The organism is Pseudomonas sp. UBA6323, from assembly GCF_002439135.1.
GTDB lineage: Bacteria > Pseudomonadota > Gammaproteobacteria > Pseudomonadales > Pseudomonadaceae > Aquipseudomonas.
On the sequence record NZ_DJSX01000015.1, the window covers coordinates 1 to 18,198 of the forward strand.

Sequence of the window (18,198 nt, forward strand, 5' to 3'; positions counted from 1 at the left end):
GTGCTGGTGATCGGTGCCAACCCCACCGACGGCCACCCGGTATTCGGCTCGCAGCTCAAGCGCCGCCTGCGCCAGGGGGCCAAGCTGGTCGTTGCCGACCCACGTGGTATCGACCTGGTGCGCAGCCCGCACATCCGTGCCGAGCACCACCTGCAACTGCGTCCCGGCAGCAACGTCGCTCTGCTCAACAGCCTGGGCCACGTGATCGTCACCGAGGGCCTGGTCAACGAAGCCTTCGTTGCCGAGCGCTGCGAGGCAGAAGGCTTCGAGCAATGGCGCACCTTCGTCAGTGAACAACGCAACAGCCCCGAGGCCATGGAAGCCCTGACCGGCGTCCCGGCTGCCTCGGTGCGCGCGGCTGCGCGGCTGTATGCCACTGGCGGTAACGCGGCGATCTACTACGGCCTGGGCGTCACCGAGCACAGCCAGGGCTCGTCCACCGTGATGGCGATCGCCAACCTGGCCATGGCCACCGGCAATATCGGCCGTCCGGGTGTCGGCGTGAACCCGCTGCGCGGACAGAACAACGTGCAGGGCTCCTGCGACATGGGTTCCTTCCCCCACGAGCTGCCGGGCTACCGCCACGTTTCCGATCCGGTGGCGCGGCCGCAGTTCGAGGCCGCCTGGGGCGTCAAGCTGCTCGACGAGCCGGGTCTACGCATCCCCAACATGCTCGCTGCTGCGCATGCCGGCACCTTCAAGGGCATGTACATCCAGGGCGAGGACCCGGCGCAGTCCGACCCCGACACCCAGCACGTCACCGATGCACTCAAGGCCATGGAGTGCGTGGTTATCCAGGACCTGTTCCTCAACGAAACCGCCAAGTACGCCCACGTGTTCCTGCCTGGCGCCTCCTTCCTGGAGAAGAACGGCACCTTCACCAACGCCGAGCGCCGCATCTCCCCGGTGCGCAAGGTGATGCCGGCACTGGCCGGCAAGGAAGACTGGGAAGTGACCGTGGCGTTGTCCAACGCCCTCGGCTACCCGATGAACTACAAGCATCCGTCCGAGATCATGGACGAGATCGCCGCGCTGACGCCGACCTTCACCGGTGTCAGTTACGCCAAGCTCGAGCGCATGGGCAGTATCCAGTGGCCGTGCAACGACGAGGCGCCGGAAGGCACGCCGATCATGCACGAGGACGCCTTCGTGCGTGGCAAGGGGCGCTTCGTGGTTACCGAGTTTATTCCGACCGAGGAGCGCACCTCGCGCAAGCGGCCGCTGGTGCTGACCACCGGGCGTATCCTCTCGCAGTACAACGTTGGTGCGCAGACCCGGCGTACCGCCAACAAGGCCTGGCACGCCGAGGACATCCTCGAACTGCACCCGGTGGACGCCGAGGATCGCGGCATCAAGGATGGCGACTGGGTCGGCATCAACAGCCGTGCCGGCGAGACGGTGATGCGCGCCAAGGTCACCGAGCGCATGCAGCCGGGGGTGGTGTACACCACCTTCCACCACCCGGAATCCGGCGCCAACGTGATCACCACCGACAATTCCGACTGGGCCACCAACTGCCCGGAATACAAGGTCACGGCGGTGCAGGTGCGCAAGGTCGAGACGCCGTCCGACTGGCAGCAGGAGTTCGATAGCTTCACCCGCGAGCAGGTCAGCTTGCTGCCGGTGGTGCAGCTATGATGCTGCAACCAACGCAGATGGCAGGGGTGCGCGGTGTGCGCCCCTGCCACACTAACCTGTTCCTTGCGGATTGCCGAACAACCAGCGGAGCACAGCCATGGGCATGAACGCCACGCAACTGATCAAGATGGCCAACCAGATCGGTGCCTTCTTCGCTTCCCAGCCCGACCAGGAGCAGGCGCGTAGCGAGTACGCTCAGCATCTGCGACGGCAGTGGGACCCGCAGATGCGCACGGCGCTTTACGCTCACCTGGACGCCAGCGGCGGCGAAGGCCTGAGCGAGTTCGCGTTGCGGGTGCTAAGTGATTCGCGCGGGCAGATCGCGCCGCAGGCTGTTACTGTCTGAGTGCTGCAATCCGGCTGTCTCGCACGGCGCCGCCAGGCGCCCTGCGATCATCTCGAGGAATCCGCATCACATGACTCACCGTGCTTCACGTCCACCTGCTGATGACATCGCCGCCAGCCCTGCACCGGGCGGCTACGCCTATGCCGAACTGGACGAGACCGCCAGCGTGGGGCATGCGGTGCTGGCCGAGGAATGTGCGCTGGCTATCGCCTACAACGGCATCAACCATGCGGTGATGATGGTGTCGCCCAGTGCGCTGGAGGATTTCGTCGTCGGCTTCAGCCTGACGTCTGCAGTCGTGGCGGCGGCCGAGGATATCTACGACATCCAGCTCAAGCGCGCGGGTGAGGCATTCAGCGCCGACGTTGAGATTGCCAGTCGTGCCTTCTGGGCGCTCAAGCAGCAGCGGCGCACTCTGGCCGGTACCAGTGGTTGTGGCCTGTGCGGTGTCGAAGCACTGGAGCAGGCGCTGCCGCAACTCGACACCCTGAGCGTCAACCCGCTGCCACCGGCCGCGCACCTGACCGACCTGCGTACGCGCATCGGCGAAGTGCAGAAGCTGGCGCGCCAGAGCGGTGCGCTGCACGCGGCGCTGTTCGTCGACGAGTCTGGTGAGATCGTCCTGTGCCGCGAAGACATTGGCCGGCACAACGCGCTGGACAAGCTGATCGGCGCGCTAAACCGTGAAAGCCGCGACGCCCGCCGCGGCTTTGCCGTGGTCACCAGCCGCTGCAGCCTGGAACTGATCCACAAGGCGGTACGCGCCGGCTTCGCCAGCCTGGTCAGCCTGTCGGCGCCGACCGAACTGTGCGTGCGCTGGGCGCGTCGGCACCGTCTCAACCTCATCCACCTGCCGCATCACAGCGCGCCACGCGTCTACAGCCCGGCGCCCTAGGCTCCCGCTTGGTAGCCCGGATGTAATCCGGGAAGATCCTCGAAGAGCGTCCCTAATGCTGTTCACTTAAGAAACGGTCAAACACGATCAGTCCCCTCGCCCCTTTGGGGAGAGGGTTAGGGCGGGCCGCGTTCGGAGAGGGGAAACCGGCGGTTTCGCGGTGTTTTCGGCCCTCTCCCCCAGCCCCTCTCCCATAAATGGGAGAGGGGAGCAAAACGTGTGCAACCTTAAGTGAACAGTATTATGAAGAGCGTCCCGGATTGCCTCCGCGCTACAGGCCCTGCAGCAACTCCTGGTAAACCTCCACCGCGTCGAATTCTTCGGTGTCCTTGGGCCCGGCCTGGCTGTCCGGCTGACGCACGGCAAGCAGGTGGGCGACACCGAACTGTCCGGCGCTGCGCAGAATCGGCAGGCTGTCGTCGATGAACAGGCTGCGCGCCGGATCGAAGCCGACGTCCTGACGCAGGGCGAACCAGAACTGCTGGTTCTCCTTGGGAAAGCCGTAGTCGTGAGAGCTGATCAGGCGCTCGAACCAGGGCGCCAGTTCGACCCGTTCCATCTTCAACGACAGCGAATCGCGATGCGCGTTGGTGATCAGCACCACACGCTTGCCGGCCTCGCGCAGGGCGCGAAGGAACAGCTCGGCGTCCGGGCGCAGGGCGATCAGGTCGGCGACCTCACGCTTGAGTTCGCGGATCGACAGTTTCAGTTCGCGGCTCCAGAAGTCCGTGCAGTACCAGTTCAGCGTGCCGGCGTGCTGGCGAAACAGTGGCAGCAGCTCGGCCTCGGCCAGCGCCAGGCTGATGCCATGATGTTCGGCATAGCGCTGCGGCAGGTGCTTGAGCCAGAAGTGATTGTCGAAGTGCAGATCGAGCAGGGTGCCGTCCATGTCCAGCAGGACAGTGTCGATCTGGTGCCAGGGTAGTGAAGGCATGGGCGCGCCAGGTAATGAAAGTCGTGAATCTGCCGGCGCGCGTCGCGATCGCGCAATCTGCGCCGGGGATAATCGCAAAAGCCGCTGTATGATAACCGACCAGGTCTCGCCAAGGAGTCGTCCCATGCGTCAAAAACCCACGGTTCTCGCCCGCGAGATCGTCGCCAGCAGCCGCCTGTTCTGTGTCGAGGAGGTGCAGTTGCGTTTTTCCAACGGTACCGAGCGCACCTACGAGCGATTGGTCGGCAAGGGCGCCGGTTATGGTGCGGTGATGGTGGTGGCGATGCTCGACGCCGAGCATGCCGTGCTGATCGAGGAATACTGCGGCGGCACCGATGACTATCAGCTGTCGCTGCCCAAGGGGCTGATCGAGCCGGGGGAGGACGTGCTGGTGGCGGCCAATCGCGAGCTCAAGGAGGAGGCGGGGTTCGGTGCGCATGAACTGGAGTACATCACCGAGCTGAGCCTGTCGCCCGGTTACATGAGCCAGAAGATCCAGGTGGTGCTGGCGCGCGATCTGTACGAGGAGCGCCTGCCCGGCGACGAGCCCGAGCCGATGCGGGTCGACCGCATCAGCCTGCGCGAGCTGTCCAGCCTGGCCCAGCACGAGCAATTCAGCGAGGGCCGTGCCCTGGCCGCGCTTTATCTGGTACGCGACCTGCTCACCCAGCGCGGGGAGTACCGCCCGTGAGCCATCCCTATATCCCCAAGGTAATCGAACTGGTACGCGCTGCAGGCGCTGCGACCTTGCCGTACTGGCGCAGCGATGTGGCGGTGACGGAAAAGGCTGACGCCTCGCCGGTAACCGCTGCCGACCTGGCCGCGCACCATATCCTGCTCGATGGCCTGCAGGCGCTGGCGCCGGATATTCCGGTGCTGTCGGAAGAGGCCGCCGACATTGCGCTGGCCGAGCGCGCCGCCTGGACCCGCTGGTGGCTGGTCGATCCGCTCGATGGCACCAAGGAGTTCATCGCCGGATCAGAGGAGTTCACTGTCAATGTCGCGCTGATCGAGCGCGGCCGCGTGGTCTTCGGTGTGGTCGGCATCCCGGCCAGCGGCCGCTGCTATTACGGCGGCGCCGGCTTCGGCGCCTGGCGTAGCGAAGCGCCGGGTGTGGGGCAGTCGATCAGCGTGCGTCTGGCGCCGGCGCAAGGCTTTACCCTGGTGGCCAGCAAGCGCCACTCGAGCCCGGCGCAGGAAACCCTGCTCGCAGGGCTCGCTGAGCGTTTTGGCGAGCCGGCGCTGGCCAATATCGGCAGTTCGCTGAAGTTCTGTCTGTTGGCCGAAGGCAATGCCGATTGCTACCCACGCCTGGCGCCTACCTCGCAGTGGGATACCGCTGCCGCGCAGGGCGTGCTGGAAGGGGCGGGCGGCGAAGTGCTGGATCTGGCTGGCGAGGCGCTGACCTACGAGGCGCGTGAATCCTTCCTCAATCCGTCTTTCCTGGCGCTGCCGGCTGACGCCGAGTGGCGTGGCGCGTTGATCGAGTTGGCGCGGGCACTCTAATTGTAGGGCGGGTGAAACCCGCCACATCGCCCATGGCGGGTTGCACCCGCCCTACGGCTCAATCGAGCATATCGCTGTAGCGCTCGTCCTTCCTGAACACCAGCGGCTGGTCGAAGCCCGGCACCTTCACTTCTTCGGTGGTGATGGAGATCGCCTGGTCGTCGATCATGTCGTTGCCGAAGTTGTAGATGATGTCCAGCTTGCCCTGCAGCGCCTGCTGGTCGTAGGCGGCTGCGGCGGCGCGGGTGCCCTCGCGGCGGGCCAGGTAGGCGTCGAAGGCGGCCTGGCCGTGGCGCTTGCGCAGCATGCGTTCGGTCACGTGAGGGGCCAGTACCAGGGCGCTGGCATTGTTGCCGCCGAAACCCTTGGAGTTGATGAAGGCCACGTCCAGCGCGTGCTCACCCACCTTACGGTCTTCGGTGGACAGGCTCAGGTGATCCTGATGCACGTCGCCAGCGACGGCGTCGATGGTCTTGATGCCTGGCACGATTCCGTACTTGAAGGCGCCGAGGGCGCCGATCACCTGATCGCCGCTGGCGGTGGCCAGGGAGTGGCCGACGAAGGCCTTCACCGCCGTGACCGGCCACTGTTCGATGCCGAACGCAGCCGCGACGCGGTCGAGGATCTCCGACTCGGTGACGCGGTTGGCCGGGGTGCTGGAGCCATGAGCGTGGACGAAGCTGCGATTGCGTACGGCATCCAGACCGAGCAGCTGCGCGGCGCTGGCCACGGCCTTGGCCACGGTCAGGTAGTTGCCCGGGCCGGGCGCGGAAATGGATTTCTTGAAACCATCGGCATTGATGAACACGTCCGGCACCGCGCCGTGGATGTCGGCACCCAGCTCCAGGGCCAGCTCGTCGTCCATCAGCACCACGAACTGACAGGCCTCGGCCAGGGTGAAGCCGCAGTTGTCGCCGAACGGGCGGCTGGCGCGGCGGAAGTCCACATCGCTCTTGCCTTCGATCTGGCGCAGGCCTTCTTCGGTGGCCAGCGCGCCCATGGCGCCGTAGCCCTCGATGCATTCCTGGTTGATCGGCGCCTCGCTGCTGCCGACGATGACCACGCGCGCCTTGCCCGAGGCGATCTGCTCGATGCCCTTCTGCAGGTTGTAGAGGAAGGTCGCGCAGGCGCCGGTGATGCTGCCGGTGGTGCCGACGCTGCCGAGCACGTAGGCGTTGATAAAGTCAGCCGGCATGGTGTTCAGGCCCAGGGCCAGTTGCTTGGCGGTGACGCGGCCGCCTTTGAGGCGCGACTGCATCATGCCGCCGAAACCGTTCTCGTCGAGCTGGCTCATGATGCAGCTGGCGAACACGGCGATCTCGTCCGGGGCGACGTGCTGGACGATGCGCTGCCAGTCGATGCCAACCGAGCGTAGAGCATCGGTGACGCCGACCACGGTCATGGCCAGGCCACGTGGGTGAAAGCGGGCGTTATACAGTTCGCTCGGCTCGAAACCGGTGGGCAGCTGGCCGGCGGATTTCACCGCCAGCGGGCGGTAGCTGTCGACCTTGAATTCGCAGCTGTCATGCAGGGTGACGCGTACTTCGTTGCCCTCGAGCTCTTCGATCGACCAATTGGCCGGCATCGGCTCGGGCAGTTGCTTGCGCTGGGTGATGAAGCTCAGGTTGGCGCCATTGGCGGGGGCGACGCCGATGCTTTTCTGCCAGTGGGCGGCGTCCGGGTCCAGGTGCTGTTTCTCGATGCGGCGCACCAGGGTGCCTGCGAGTATCTGCTTGGCGTAGCGGCTTTCGATCTCTGCCAGGCTCAGCGCCTGGCCGTCCTGATCCTGATACTGGCCATCGATTACACGTACCAGCTTCATCATCTGCGCCAGCCCGGCCAGGGTTTCCTGGCGTGCCTGAGGCTCCAGCGACTCCTGCACGGTACGACGAAAACCATGGTGGAAGGAGCTGCGCCCGGCTGCGTTGTAACCCCCAAAACCCACGATCACAGGTAAGCGCGACATAACTCAAAAGCTCCTGAACAAGGCCAGCGCGACGCCAGGCCGGCGCCAGTGAGCGCGGGCGGGGTCATAGGGCGGTGGCATTTGGAAAATTTCGGCTGCTAACCTGACGTGGATCATGACCGTCGAGTCACTCATTCGTCCAATGTCGTGGCGAGTGCGGCGCGTGTCGCGGATGGGATGGGGCGTCTTCAGGGCGCAGGGTGCGCTTGGCGCACCCACGAAAAACGAGCCCGCCAGACGGCGGGCTTGGATGGCTCAGCTCTGGTAGCTGATATGCCCGTCGACCAGTGTGTAGCGCACCGCACCGGGCAGGCAATGGCCGATGAATGGGCAGTTGCTGCCCTTGGAGTGCCACTGTTCACCGGCGACGGTGGAGGCCTGCGCATCGAACAGCACGATATCGGCAGCGCCGCCGACGCTCAGCTTGCCGGCCGGCAGGCGCAGTGCGGCAGCCGGGCCGCTGGACAGACGCGCCAGCAGTGTCGGCAGATCCAGCAGGCCGTCCTGCACCAGGCTCATGGCCAGCGGCAGCAGCAACTGCACGCTGCTGATACCCGGCTCTGTGGCGGCGAAGGGCGCCAGCTTGGCATCGCGCTCGTGCGGCTGGTGGTGGCTGGCGATAGCCGAGATCACCCCGGCTTTCACCGCTTCGCGCAGACCGTCGCGGTCGGCGCGTGAGCGCAGTGGCGGCTGTACGTGGTAGAGGCTGGAGAAATCGATCAGCGCCTCGTCGGTGAGGATCAGCTGGTACAGCGCGACATCGGCGGTCACTGGCAGGCCGCGAGCCTGGGCGCCTGCGATCAGCTCGGCGCCACGGGCGCTGGTGATCTGGCTGAAATGCGCGCGCACGCCGCTCTGTTCCACCAGCAGCAGGTCGCGGGCCAGGGCCACGGTTTCGGCGGTTTCCGGGATGCCGGCCAGGCCGAGGAAGCTGGCGGTCGGGCCTTCGTGGGCCAGGCCGCCTTCGGCCAGGTCGGCGTCCTGCGAGTGGAAGATCACCTGCAGGTCGAAGGTGGCTGCATATTCCAGCGCGCGGCGCAGGGTACGGCTGCTGCGGAAGTTGTCCAGGCCGTTGCCGAAGGCCACGCAGCCGGCATCGCGCAGCGCGACCAGCTCGGCAAGCTGTTCGCCAGCCAGGCCCTTGCTCAGCGCCCCGATGGGGAAGACCTTGGTGTGCCCGGCTTCGCGGGCGCGGTCGAGGATCAGCTCGGCCACGGCCGAGGTATCCAGCACCGGCTTGGTGAACGGTGGGCAGCACAGGCTGGTGACGCCGCCGGCCGCAGCGGCCAGGGTTTCCGTGGCGATGCTGCCCTTGCGGCTGTAGCCCGGCTCGCGCAGGGCCACGGACAGGTCGACCAGGCCGGGCGCGGCGATCAGGCCTTGGGCCTCGAGCGTCTTGTCGGCAGTGAAACCGGCCGGTGCCTGGCCGATGGCGGCCAGCTTGCCGCCGTCGATAAAGAGGTCGCTGACCCGGTCCTGGCCGCTGGCCGGGTCGATCACGCGGGCGCCGAGGATTGCGGTACGCATCAGTTGGCCTCCTCGGCGTTGAGTTGACGTTGGGCGTTCTGCCCGCTCATGGCCATCGACAGCACGGCCATGCGAATGGCGATGCCATAGGTGACCTGGTTGAGGATTACCGACTGAGGGCCGTCGGCCACTGCCGACTCGATCTCCACGCCGCGGTTGATCGGGCCCGGGTGCATCACCAGGGCATCGGGCTTGGCCAGCTTGAGGCGCTGCTCGGTGAGGCCGAACAGGCGGTAGAACTCGCCCTCGCTGGGCAGCAGGCCGCCCTGCATGCGCTCGCGCTGCAGGCGCAGCATGATCACCACGTCCACATCCTTGAGGCCTTCATTGGCATTGCTGAACACACGCACGCCGTAGCTTTCTTCCAGACCGATCGGCAGCAGGGTCTTCGGTGCGATGACGCGGATGTCCGGGCAGCCCAGGGTCTTCAGCGCGAGCATGTTCGAGCGCGCCACCCGCGAGTGCAGGATATCGCCGACGATGGCCACCGAGAGATTCTCGAAGTCGCCCTTGTGGCGGCGAATGGTGAGCATGTCGAGCATGCCCTGAGTCGGGTGCGCGTGGCGGCCGTCGCCACCGTTGATGATCGCCAGATTCGGGCACACGTGCTCGGCGATGAAGTGCGCGGCGCCGGAGTCGGCATGGCGCACGACGAAGATGTCGGCGGCCATGGCCTCGAGATTGCGCAGAGTGTCGAACAGCGTCTCGCCCTTGCTGGTGGAGCTGGTCGAGACGTTGAGGCTGATGACGTCGGCCGACAGGCGCTGGGCGGCCAGCTCGAAGGTGGTGCGGGTGCGCGTGGAGTTCTCGAAGAACACGTTGCACACGGTCTTGCCGCGCAGCAGCGGGACTTTCTTCACCGCGCGCGCGCCGACTTCGAGGAAGGAGTCGGCGGTGTCGAGAATTTCGGTCAACAGCTCGCGGGGCAGGCCGTCGAGTGAGAGGAAGTGACGCAGCTGACCTTGGTCGTTCAGCTGCAGCGGGCGCTTGGCGGCGAGTGGCGTCATCGCGGGGGTCTCAGTTGGCGAGCGTCTGGAGTTCGAGGGTCAGCGGCGTCGGGCCGGACAATTTTACCCGCTCGTTGGTCGCCAGCGACAGGGTGGCACCGAACACATCCGGGCGGATCGGCAACTCGCGGGCGTTGAGGTCGAGCAGGCTGACCAGGGTCACGCTGGCCGGGCGACCATAGTCGAACAGTTCGTTCAGCGCGGCGCGGATGGTGCGCCCGCTCATCAGTACGTCGTCGATCAGCACCAGATGCTGGCCTTCGATCTCGAACGGCAACTCGGACGGTTGCACCTGTGGATGCAGGCCGTTCTGGGTGAAGTCGTCGCGGTAGAAGGACACGTCGAGGATGCCAAGGGCGTCATCACGGCCCAGCGCCTGCAGCAGGGCCTGGGCGACCCAGACGCCGCCAGTGCGGATGCCGATAAAGCGCGGTTCGCTGATCTGGCGCTGGTTGAGGTGCTGGGTCAGCGCACTGGCCATGGCCGGCAGCAGGTCGTTGGGGTTCGGTAGCATGGCGAAACTCCTTGGTGCGGGCCGAGTCGCTCAGCCCGTGCAGTTTTCCTCTAGCCAGCCCTGCAGTAGCAGAGCGGCGGCAATGGCATCGACCGGGCGCTCGCGGTAGCCGCCGCTCTGGCCTTCGCGCAGGCGCTGGCCCTTGGCCTCGAAGGTGGTCAGGCGCTCGTCGTGGGTGTAGGCGGGCAGGTTGAAGCGGCCATTGAGGCGGCGGGCGAATTTCTCGGCGCGGGCGCTCATCTCGCTGGGCGTGCCGTCCATGTTCAGCGGCAGGCCGACTACCACGGCGTCCGGCTGCCACTCCTTGATCAGCGCTTCGACGCGGCTCCAGTCCGGCACGCCGTTCTGCGCCTTGAGCACGCACAGTTCACGGGCCTGGCCGGTGATCACCTGGCCGACGGCGACGCCGATCTGCTTGGTGCCATAGTCGAAGCCCAGCAGCAGGCGCAGTGGCTTGTCACTCATCAGGCGTGCCCGACCTGCGAGGTCAGCAGGCTGAGGTTGACTCCCAGGCGTGCTGCAGCGGCATCGAGGCGCTGGTCGTAGGGCATGTCGAAGAGAATGCTGCTGTCGGCGGGGCAGGTCAGCCAGGCGTTGTCGGCCAGCTCCGCTTCCAGTTGCCCCGCTTCCCAGCCGGCGTAGCCGAGCGTGATCAGGTAGCGATCCGGGCCGCTGCCGTCGGCGATGGCGAACAGCACGTCCTGCGAGGTCGAAAGGCCCAGCTCACCCAGCTCCAGGGTCGCCTGGAACTGCGGGCCAGCCGGATGCAGGACGAAGCCGCGGTCGGTCTGTACCGGGCCGCCGGCGAAGATCGGCAGGCTGTGGCACAGCGCTGCGGGCTCCTCGTCAGGGCGTAATTGCTCCAGCACTTCGGCCAGGTTGAGGCCGTTGGGTTTGTTGATCACCAGGCCCATCGCCCCCTGCTCGTTGTGTTCGACCAGGTAGGTGACGGTTTGCGCGAAGTTCGGATCGGCCATGTGCGGCATGGCGATCAGGAAATGGTGCTTGAGCGAGGTGGGGGCTGAATTCTTCATGGCGCCTAGTTTGAAGCTGCAAGCTGCAAGGGACAAGCTGCAAGTAAAGGCGAAAAGCCTGGGTGAGACAGGAGGGCGTGAGTGGCCTTCTTGAGGCTTGCAGCTTGAAGCTTGCAGCTGCCCTATCAGTTGCTCGACAGCCGGTCGCCGCGGTCGAAGCGCCAGGTGCGGATGATTTCTAGGCGGTCGATATCGGCCAGGTCGCCGGTGAAGGGCGCATAGGGCGCGGCCAGGCGCACGATGCGTTGCGCGGCCTGGTCCAGGACGGCCTGGCCCGAGGACTCCAGCACCTGCACTTCATACAGGGAGCCATCGCGGTTGATCGACACCAGCAGGCGCAGGCTGCCGTAGATGCGTTGGCGGCGGGCGTCGTCCGGATAATTGAGGTTGCCGATGCGCTCGACCTTCTTGCGCCATTCGTCCTTGTACCAGGCGCCCTTGTCGCGCATGGTCGAGGCGGCGTTGAGGCGGTGGATCTTCGGGCGCTTGGCGTAGGCTTGAACTTCCTGCGCCAGTTCGGCTTCCAGGCTGGCGATTTCTGTCGAGAGCTGGGCGGAGTCGAATACCGGTGCCGGGCGCGTTTCCGGGACCGGTTTGGCTTCTTCGCGTTTGACCGGTGTTTTCTGCTGCTGTGGTGCGCGCGTGGCGACGGCGGCCTTGGGCGCTTCTGGCTTGCTGGCAGGCTGCTGCGGGGTGGCAGGTGGTGTGACCTTGCGCACCTCGCTGTCCTGGAAGGGAGCCTGCTCGGTTGTTTTCGGTGCAGCGGCGTGTTCCAGCGTACCGCTGCCTTGTTGGTTATCCTGGGCGAGGAAGTCGGCCTCCTTGGGCTTCTCTTCGCTCTTGAATGTGGACAGGGTAATTTCCAGCGTCTTGCTGATCTCTGGTGGCGACTCCAGGGTGAAGCCGACGCCAAGAATCAGCGCCACATGCAGGGCTGCGGCGAGAAACAGGGTGAACCCCAGGCGATCCGCCGGACGGACGGTGGCGGAGGAAGCGGTGGTTGGGGTGGCGGCTGCGTTCATCGCGTATCGGGTCTGCTTTCGAATGTCGCGCAGTCTGCGGCGCGACGCTTCAGGCTGCAAGCCTGAAGCGCCAGGCTGTTAGCTGGTTCAAGCTTGTGGCGTTTATGTGATGCTGGCGTAGGGCGGGTGCAACCCGTCGGCCAGGCAGTGGCGGGTTGCACCCGCCTTACGATCCGCGCTTCGCCGCGATGCAGTCCATCAGGCGCTCGCCGATACGGGTATCGAAGGCAGCGTCGATCTCGCGGATGCAGGTCGGGCTGGTAACGTTGATTTCCGTCAGGTGGTCGCCGATTACATCGAGTCCGACGAATATCAGCCCCTTTTCACGCAGGGTCGGGCCGACCGCCGCGGCGATCTCGCGGTCGCGATCGGTCAGCGGCCTGGCTTCGCCGCGGCCGCCTGCAGCCAGGTTGCCACGGGTTTCTCCGGCGGCCGGAATGCGCGCCAGGCAGTAGGGCACCGGTTCGCCATCTATCATCAGGATGCGCTTGTCGCCATCCTTGATGGCAGGCAGGTAGGCCTGCACCATGATCTGCTGCTGACCGTGCAGGGTCAGGGTTTCCAGAATCACCGAGAGGTTGGGGTCGCCTGCACGGTGGCGAAAGATCTGCGAACCGCCCATGCCATCAAGGGGTTTGAGAATGATGTCACGGTGCTCATCGGCAAACTGGCGCACAATATCGGCGCGTCGACTGACCAGGGTCGGTGGCGTGTATTGGGGAAACTGGGTGGCGAAGAACTTTTCATTGCAGTCGCGCAGGCTCTGCGGCCGATTGACCACCAGTACGCCGTCGCGCTCCGCCTGCTCGAGCAGGTAGGTGGAGTAGACGAATTCGTTATCGAAGGGCGGGTCCTTGCGCATCAGGATTACGTCCAACTCGGCGAGCGGCGTGTCCTGTTCCATGCCAAGGGTGAACCAGCGCTGCGGGTCATTGAACACCTCCAGCGGGCGCAGGCGGGCACGAGCCTGACCGCGAACCTGGTAGAGATCCTGCTGCTCCATGTAGAACAGCGACCAGCCGCGTGCTTGAGCGGCCAGCAACATGGCCAGCGAGCTGTCCTTCTTGAAGGAAATGCTGGCAATCGGATCCATGACGATCCCGAGACGAAGGCTCATGGGGGTAACTCTCCGCGAGGTAGAGGGTAGAGGCCGGGTTGGCCATGCCGTGAAAAGGCTGTCAGGGTGGCGTTGGCCGGGGCCTTGGTCAAGGGCTGGTGCTGCCCCGGCAGGCTTATAGATTGCATCTGGAGAGTGTGCTAAAAAGGCCCGACGATTGGGTCAAGCCCCATCGGCGACTGGGCCTCAGGCATACTGATAACGCGAATATAACGACTCACCGAGGCGATGGTAGGGCGAACATGGAACAGCATTCCGAGGGTTTGAAAGTGATGGTGATCGACGACTCGAAGACGATTCGTCGCACCGCCGAAACTCTGCTGAAAAAAGTGGGTTGTGACGTCATCACCGCGGTCGATGGCTTCGATGCCCTGGCCAAGATTGCCGACACTCACCCCAGTATCATCTTTGTCGACATCATGATGCCGCGTCTCGATGGGTATCAGACCTGTGCCCTGATCAAGAACAACAGTGCCTTCAAATCCACCCCGGTGATCATGCTGTCCTCCAAGGATGGCCTGTTCGACAAGGCCAAGGGCCGCATCGTCGGCTCCGATCAATACCTGACCAAGCCCTTCAGCAAGGAAGAGCTGCTCGGTGCGATCAAAGCCCATGTGCCGGACTTCACCCCGGTGGAACAAGCCTCCTGACGCACTGGCCTCGCGGCCCCTGCGTCTCTTCTGCATTGGGAAACACCATGGCTCGAATTCTGATTGTTGATGACTCCCCGACCGAGATGTACAAGCTGACCGCCATGCTGGAAAAGCACGGCCATCAGGTACTGAAGGCGGAAAACGGCGCCGACGGCGTGGCCCTGGCTCGCCAGGAGAAGCCGGACGCGGTCCTGATGGACATCGTCATGCCCGGCCTCAATGGCTTCCAGGCGACTCGTCAACTGACCAAGGACGCCGAAACCAGCCACATCCCGGTGATCATCGTCACCACCAAGGATCAGGAAACCGACAAGGTCTGGGGCAAGCGCCAGGGCGCGAAGGACTACCTGACCAAACCGGTCGACGAAGACACCTTGCTGAAAACTCTCAATGCGGTACTGGCCGGCTGATGCCGTGCCGTCCGTTGACTGAATAAGAAGAAGGCCACGGCTGGCATGTCGGACGCGCAGACTCCTTTCCAGATTCTCCTCGAGATCGACCAGCGTTGCCGGGCCCTGGCGGCCGGCCTGCCGTCGCAACAGGCGGCGGTGCAGACCTGGAGCGGTATCGGTTTTCGCATGGGCGAGCGATTCTTCGTCGCGCCGATGGGGGAAGTGGGCGAGGTCCTGCACGAGCCGCGCTACACCCTGCTGCCGGGTGTGAAGGGCTGGGTCAAAGGGGTGGCCAACGTGCGTGGCCGCCTGTTGCCGATCATGGACCTGTGCGGGTTCTTCGGCAGTGAATTGTCGCCGCTGCGCAAGCTGCGGCGAATCCTGGTGGTCGACCATCAGGAAATCTTCGCCGGCCTGACGGTCGACGAAGTCTTCGGTATGCAGCATTTCCCCGTGGATGCCTTCTCAGAACAACTGCCGCCTCTCGAGGCGAGCATTGCGCCGTTCATCCACGGTGTTTTCCAACGGGAACAGCCCTGGTTGGTGTTCAGCCCTCATGCGCTGACGGCCGATCCGGGCTTTCTCGACGTGTCCTATCAGTAGATTTCGGTTGGGCCGGCTCTGCCGGCTCTTTGGCGTTACATGGGAACCCTAGTGCGGTCGGTCCAGGCGGGGGCCAGATAATGAAAAAACTAAATGCAGGCAATTTGTTGGCGGGGGCACGCAGCAGTACGCTGATCGCAGCGCTGTTCGTCGTGCTTATCGTTTCCATCGTGCTGTTGTTCGCGAACTTCGCCTACATCAACACCCAGTCCAACTACGATACCGAGTACATCAGTCACTCCGGTGAGCTGCGCGTACTGTCCCAGCGTATCGCCAAGAACGCCACGGAAGCGGCGGCGGGTACTGCCGAAGCCTTCGGTCTGTTGCGCGACGCACGTAACGACTTCCAGCAGCGCTGGGGCTACCTGACCGATGGCGATGCCAGCAGCGGTTTGCCGCCGGCACCCGAGTCGGTGCAGGCGCAGATGGCTGCGGTACAGCAGGACTGGGATAGCCTGCGGCAGAACACCGACGCCATTCTCGCCAGTGAACAGACCGTACTGTCGCTGCACCAGGTAGCCGCCACCCTGGCGGAAACCATCCCGCAGCTGCAGGTCGAGTACGAGGAAGTGGTCGACATCCTGCTGGAAAGCGGCGCGCCGGCTGCCCAGGTTTCCGTGGCCCAGCGTCAGTCGCTGCTGGCTGAACGTATCCTCGGTTCGGTGAACAAGGTACTGGCCGGTGACGAAGACTCGGTGCAGGCCGCCGACATGTTCGGTCGTGACGCCAGCCTGTTCGGTCGTGTACTGGCGGCGATGCTCGAAGGCAACGCCGCGATGGAAATCAGCCAGGTGACCGACGAGGAAGCCCTCGAGCGTCTGGCCGAGATTTCCGAGCTGTTCGAATTCGTATCCGGTTCGGTGGACGAGATTCTCGAGACCTCGCCGGAACTGTTCCAGGTGCGTGAGTCGGCGAACTCGATCTTCACCGTGTCGCAGACCCTGCTGGACAAGGCGTCCGAGTTGGCTGCCGGCTTCGAAGACCTCGCCGACGGCCGCGCCATCAACACCCTGTTCGGCTACGTGCTGGGTGGTCTGGCGCTGGGCTCGATCATTCTCATCGGCCTGGTGATGGTGCGTGAAACCAACCGTCGTCTGGCTGAAACCGCCGAGAAGAACGAACGTAACCAGGCGGCGATTCTGCGTCTGCTCGACGAAATCGCCGACCTCGCCGACGGTGACCTGACCGTGGCCGCGACGGTAACCGAAGACTTCACCGGTGCCATCGCCGACTCCATCAACTACTCCATCGACCAGCTGCGCGACCTGGTAGCCACCATCAACCTGACCGCCGTTCAGGTAGCCGGTGCGGCCCAGGAAACCCAGGCCACGGCGATGCACCTGGCCGAGGCCTCCGAGCACCAGGCGCAGGAAATCGCCGGTGCCTCCGCGGCGATCAATGAAATGGCCGTGTCGATTGACCAGGTATCGGCGAACGCCTCGGAATCCTCCGCGGTAGCGGAACGTTCCGTAGCCATCGCCAACAAGGGCAACGAGGTCGTACACAACACCATCACCGGCATGGATAACATCCGTGAGCAGATCCAGGATACCTCGAAGCGGATCAAGCGCCTCGGCGAATCGTCCCAGGAGATCGGTGACATCGTAAGCCTGATTAACGACATTGCCGACCAGACCAACATCCTCGCACTGAACGCCGCGATCCAGGCGTCCATGGCTGGTGATGCGGGCCGCGGCTTCGCCGTGGTAGCGGACGAGGTACAACGCCTCGCAGAACGTTCCTCGGCGGCGACCAAGCAGATCGAGGCGCTGGTAAAAACCATTCAGACCGACACCAACGAAGCCGTTATCTCCATGGAACAGACGACTTCCGAAGTGGTGCGCGGTGCCCGCCTGGCGCAGGACGCCGGTGTGGCACTGGAAGAGATCGAGAAGGTATCGAAGACCCTCGCGGCCCTCATCCAGAACATTTCCAACGCCGCTCGCCAGCAGGCCTCTTCGGCCGGCCACATTTCCAACACCATGAACGTGATCCAGGAGATCACCTCGCAGACGTCCTCGGGTACCACCGCCACCGCCAAGAGCATTGGTAACCTGGCCAAGATGGCCAGCGAGATGCGCAAGTCGGTGTCCGGCTTCACCCTGCCAGACGCCTGATAAAGGAGCGCGGAGGCTGGCTGCAGCCTCCGCATCACAGCCATGACCCAGGGCGAAGGTATGCAGTCAGCGGGCGTTTGGGCATTGCGCCCGGTGACCGATATGTCGCAAGCCGATTTCCACGACTGGCAGACGCTGCTTGAAGCGCGTACCGGTGTGGTGATCAGCGAGCAGCGGCGCGCATTCCTGCAGACCAACCTGAGTGCGCGCATGCGCGAACTGGGCGTCGAGGATTACGCCAGCTACTACCGTCAGGTCACCGATGGCCCGCGTGGCGCGGTGGAGTGGTCGACCCTGCTGGATCGGCTGACCGTGCAGGAAACCCGTTTCTTCCGTCATCCGCCTTCCTTCGAGGTGCTCTCGCAGTACCTGCAGGAGCGCCTGGCGGCAGGGCTGGGCAAGCCCTGGGAACTGTGGAGCGTGGGTTGCTCCAGTGGTGAGGAGCCTTATTCGCTGGCGATCATGGCCGCCGAAGCCCTGCAGGGCAGCGAGCTGCCCGAACACTTTGCGGTGACCGGTACGGATATCAGTCAGGGTGCACTGAGCAAGGCGCGTGAGGCGTGCTATTCGGCGCGGCGCCTGGAGCAGGTGAGTGACGAGCTGCGCGAGCGCTACTTTCTCGCGCAGGCCGATGGACGTTTCAAGGTGGTACCGAGTCTGGCGGCGCGCGTATGCAGCGCCCGGCTCAATGTGCTGGAACTGGCCAAGGCGCCGATGTCCGGCATGGACGTGATTTTCTGTCAGAACTTGCTGATCTATTTCCGCCGCTGGCGTCGCCGCGACATCCTCAACCGCCTGGCCGAGAGCCTGACGCCGGGTGGCCTGCTGGTCGTGGGCGTGGGCGAAGTAGCCGGTTGGCAGCACCCGCAACTGGTGCCGGTGGCCGACGAGCGAGTTCTGGCGTTTACCCGCAAGGGATAAGGCCAA

At 64.7% G+C, this 18,198-nt stretch carries 19 protein-coding genes; 10 read left to right on the forward strand and 9 right to left on the reverse strand.

Annotated elements, in window-relative coordinates; translation table 11 throughout:
• From fdhF to fdhD, 3 genes are all read left to right on the forward strand, one after another.
• A partial coding sequence (fdhF, locus tag B3P22_RS04065) for a formate dehydrogenase subunit alpha (RefSeq protein WP_296270002.1) occupies positions 1-1,638 on the forward strand: 1,638 nt, incomplete at its 5' end.
• A 97-nt stretch (positions 1,639-1,735) separates the two neighbouring features.
• A complete protein-coding gene (locus B3P22_RS04070) occupies positions 1,736-1,984 on the forward strand; it encodes a formate dehydrogenase subunit delta (RefSeq protein WP_197858071.1) in 249 nt (82 codons plus the stop codon).
• Positions 1,985-2,054: 70 nt separating this feature from the next.
• Positions 2,055-2,879: a formate dehydrogenase accessory sulfurtransferase FdhD gene (gene fdhD, locus B3P22_RS04075; RefSeq protein ID WP_296270003.1), complete on the forward strand. Its 825-nt coding sequence runs from the start codon at positions 2,055-2,057 to the stop codon at positions 2,877-2,879.
• A gap of 271 nt (positions 2,880-3,150) precedes the next feature.
• On the opposite strand, the gene yrfG is transcribed toward fdhD, so the two are convergent.
• Positions 3,151-3,813, reverse strand: coding sequence for a GMP/IMP nucleotidase (gene yrfG / locus B3P22_RS04080; RefSeq protein ID WP_296270004.1), 663 nt, complete (start codon positions 3,811-3,813; stop codon positions 3,151-3,153).
• Between the two features lie 124 nt (positions 3,814-3,937).
• Here yrfG and nudE point away from each other — a divergent pair, with 124 nt between their 5' ends.
• Together nudE and cysQ are read left to right on the forward strand one after the other, a co-directional pair.
• Complete coding sequence (gene nudE / locus B3P22_RS04085; RefSeq protein WP_296270005.1) at positions 3,938-4,504, forward strand: ADP compounds hydrolase NudE; 567 nt, start codon at positions 3,938-3,940, stop codon at positions 4,502-4,504.
• Complete coding sequence (cysQ, locus tag B3P22_RS04090; protein ID WP_296270006.1) at positions 4,501-5,319, forward strand: 3'(2'),5'-bisphosphate nucleotidase CysQ; 819 nt, start codon at positions 4,501-4,503, stop codon at positions 5,317-5,319. The genes nudE and cysQ overlap by 4 nt, the downstream gene beginning before the upstream one ends.
• 58 nt (positions 5,320-5,377) lie before the next feature.
• On the opposite strand, the gene B3P22_RS04095 is transcribed toward cysQ, so the two are convergent.
• From B3P22_RS04095 to gshB, 8 genes are all read right to left on the reverse strand, one after another.
• Entirely contained in the window at positions 5,378-7,285 is a 1,908-nt protein-coding gene (locus tag B3P22_RS04095) for a beta-ketoacyl synthase (protein WP_296270007.1), read from the reverse strand.
• A gap of 255 nt (positions 7,286-7,540) precedes the next feature.
• Complete coding sequence (locus B3P22_RS04100; protein WP_296270008.1) at positions 7,541-8,812, reverse strand: dihydroorotase; 1,272 nt, start codon at positions 8,810-8,812, stop codon at positions 7,541-7,543.
• On the reverse strand, positions 8,812-9,819 hold the full coding sequence (locus B3P22_RS04105) for an aspartate carbamoyltransferase catalytic subunit (RefSeq protein ID WP_296270009.1): 1,008 nt from the start codon (positions 9,817-9,819) through the stop codon (positions 8,812-8,814). Before B3P22_RS04105 ends, B3P22_RS04100 begins: the two co-directional genes overlap by 1 nt.
• A 10-nt stretch (positions 9,820-9,829) precedes the next feature.
• Positions 9,830-10,333, reverse strand: coding sequence for a bifunctional pyr operon transcriptional regulator/uracil phosphoribosyltransferase PyrR (pyrR, locus tag B3P22_RS04110; RefSeq protein WP_296270010.1), 504 nt, complete (start codon positions 10,331-10,333; stop codon positions 9,830-9,832).
• Between the two features lie 30 nt (positions 10,334-10,363).
• On the reverse strand, positions 10,364-10,801 hold the full coding sequence (gene ruvX / locus B3P22_RS04115) for a Holliday junction resolvase RuvX (protein ID WP_099522898.1): 438 nt from the start codon (positions 10,799-10,801) through the stop codon (positions 10,364-10,366).
• Positions 10,798-11,367 carry a YqgE/AlgH family protein gene (locus tag B3P22_RS04120; protein WP_197858063.1) on the reverse strand — a complete coding sequence of 190 codons (570 nt, stop codon included), beginning with the start codon at positions 11,365-11,367 and terminating at the stop codon, positions 10,798-10,800. Before B3P22_RS04120 ends, ruvX begins: the two co-directional genes overlap by 4 nt.
• 125 nt (positions 11,368-11,492) lie before the next feature.
• Complete coding sequence (locus B3P22_RS04125) at positions 11,493-12,389, reverse strand: energy transducer TonB (RefSeq protein WP_296270011.1); 897 nt, start codon at positions 12,387-12,389, stop codon at positions 11,493-11,495.
• Positions 12,390-12,555: 166 nt separating this feature from the next.
• Complete coding sequence (gene gshB / locus B3P22_RS04130) at positions 12,556-13,506, reverse strand: glutathione synthase (RefSeq protein WP_296270012.1); 951 nt, start codon at positions 13,504-13,506, stop codon at positions 12,556-12,558.
• Positions 13,507-13,748: 242 nt separating this feature from the next.
• Between gshB and pilG the strand changes: the two genes are divergently transcribed.
• From pilG to B3P22_RS04155, 5 genes are all read left to right on the forward strand, one after another.
• On the forward strand, positions 13,749-14,156 hold the full coding sequence (pilG, locus tag B3P22_RS04135; RefSeq protein WP_003458788.1) for a twitching motility response regulator PilG: 408 nt from the start codon (positions 13,749-13,751) through the stop codon (positions 14,154-14,156).
• 47 nt (positions 14,157-14,203) lie between these two features.
• Positions 14,204-14,569, forward strand: coding sequence for a twitching motility response regulator PilH (gene pilH, locus B3P22_RS04140; protein WP_013713612.1), 366 nt, complete (start codon positions 14,204-14,206; stop codon positions 14,567-14,569).
• Between the two features lie 45 nt (positions 14,570-14,614).
• On the forward strand, positions 14,615-15,154 hold the full coding sequence (locus tag B3P22_RS04145) for a chemotaxis protein CheW (protein WP_013713613.1): 540 nt from the start codon (positions 14,615-14,617) through the stop codon (positions 15,152-15,154).
• An 80-nt stretch (positions 15,155-15,234) separates the two neighbouring features.
• Positions 15,235-17,271 (forward strand): methyl-accepting chemotaxis protein, encoded by a 2,037-nt coding sequence (locus B3P22_RS04150; protein ID WP_143502323.1) that lies wholly within the window; start codon positions 15,235-15,237, stop codon positions 17,269-17,271.
• A 60-nt stretch (positions 17,272-17,331) separates the two neighbouring features.
• Positions 17,332-18,192: a protein-glutamate O-methyltransferase gene (locus B3P22_RS04155; RefSeq protein ID WP_296270093.1), complete on the forward strand. Its 861-nt coding sequence runs from the start codon at positions 17,332-17,334 to the stop codon at positions 18,190-18,192.
• Positions 18,193-18,198: the final 6 nt, after the last annotated feature.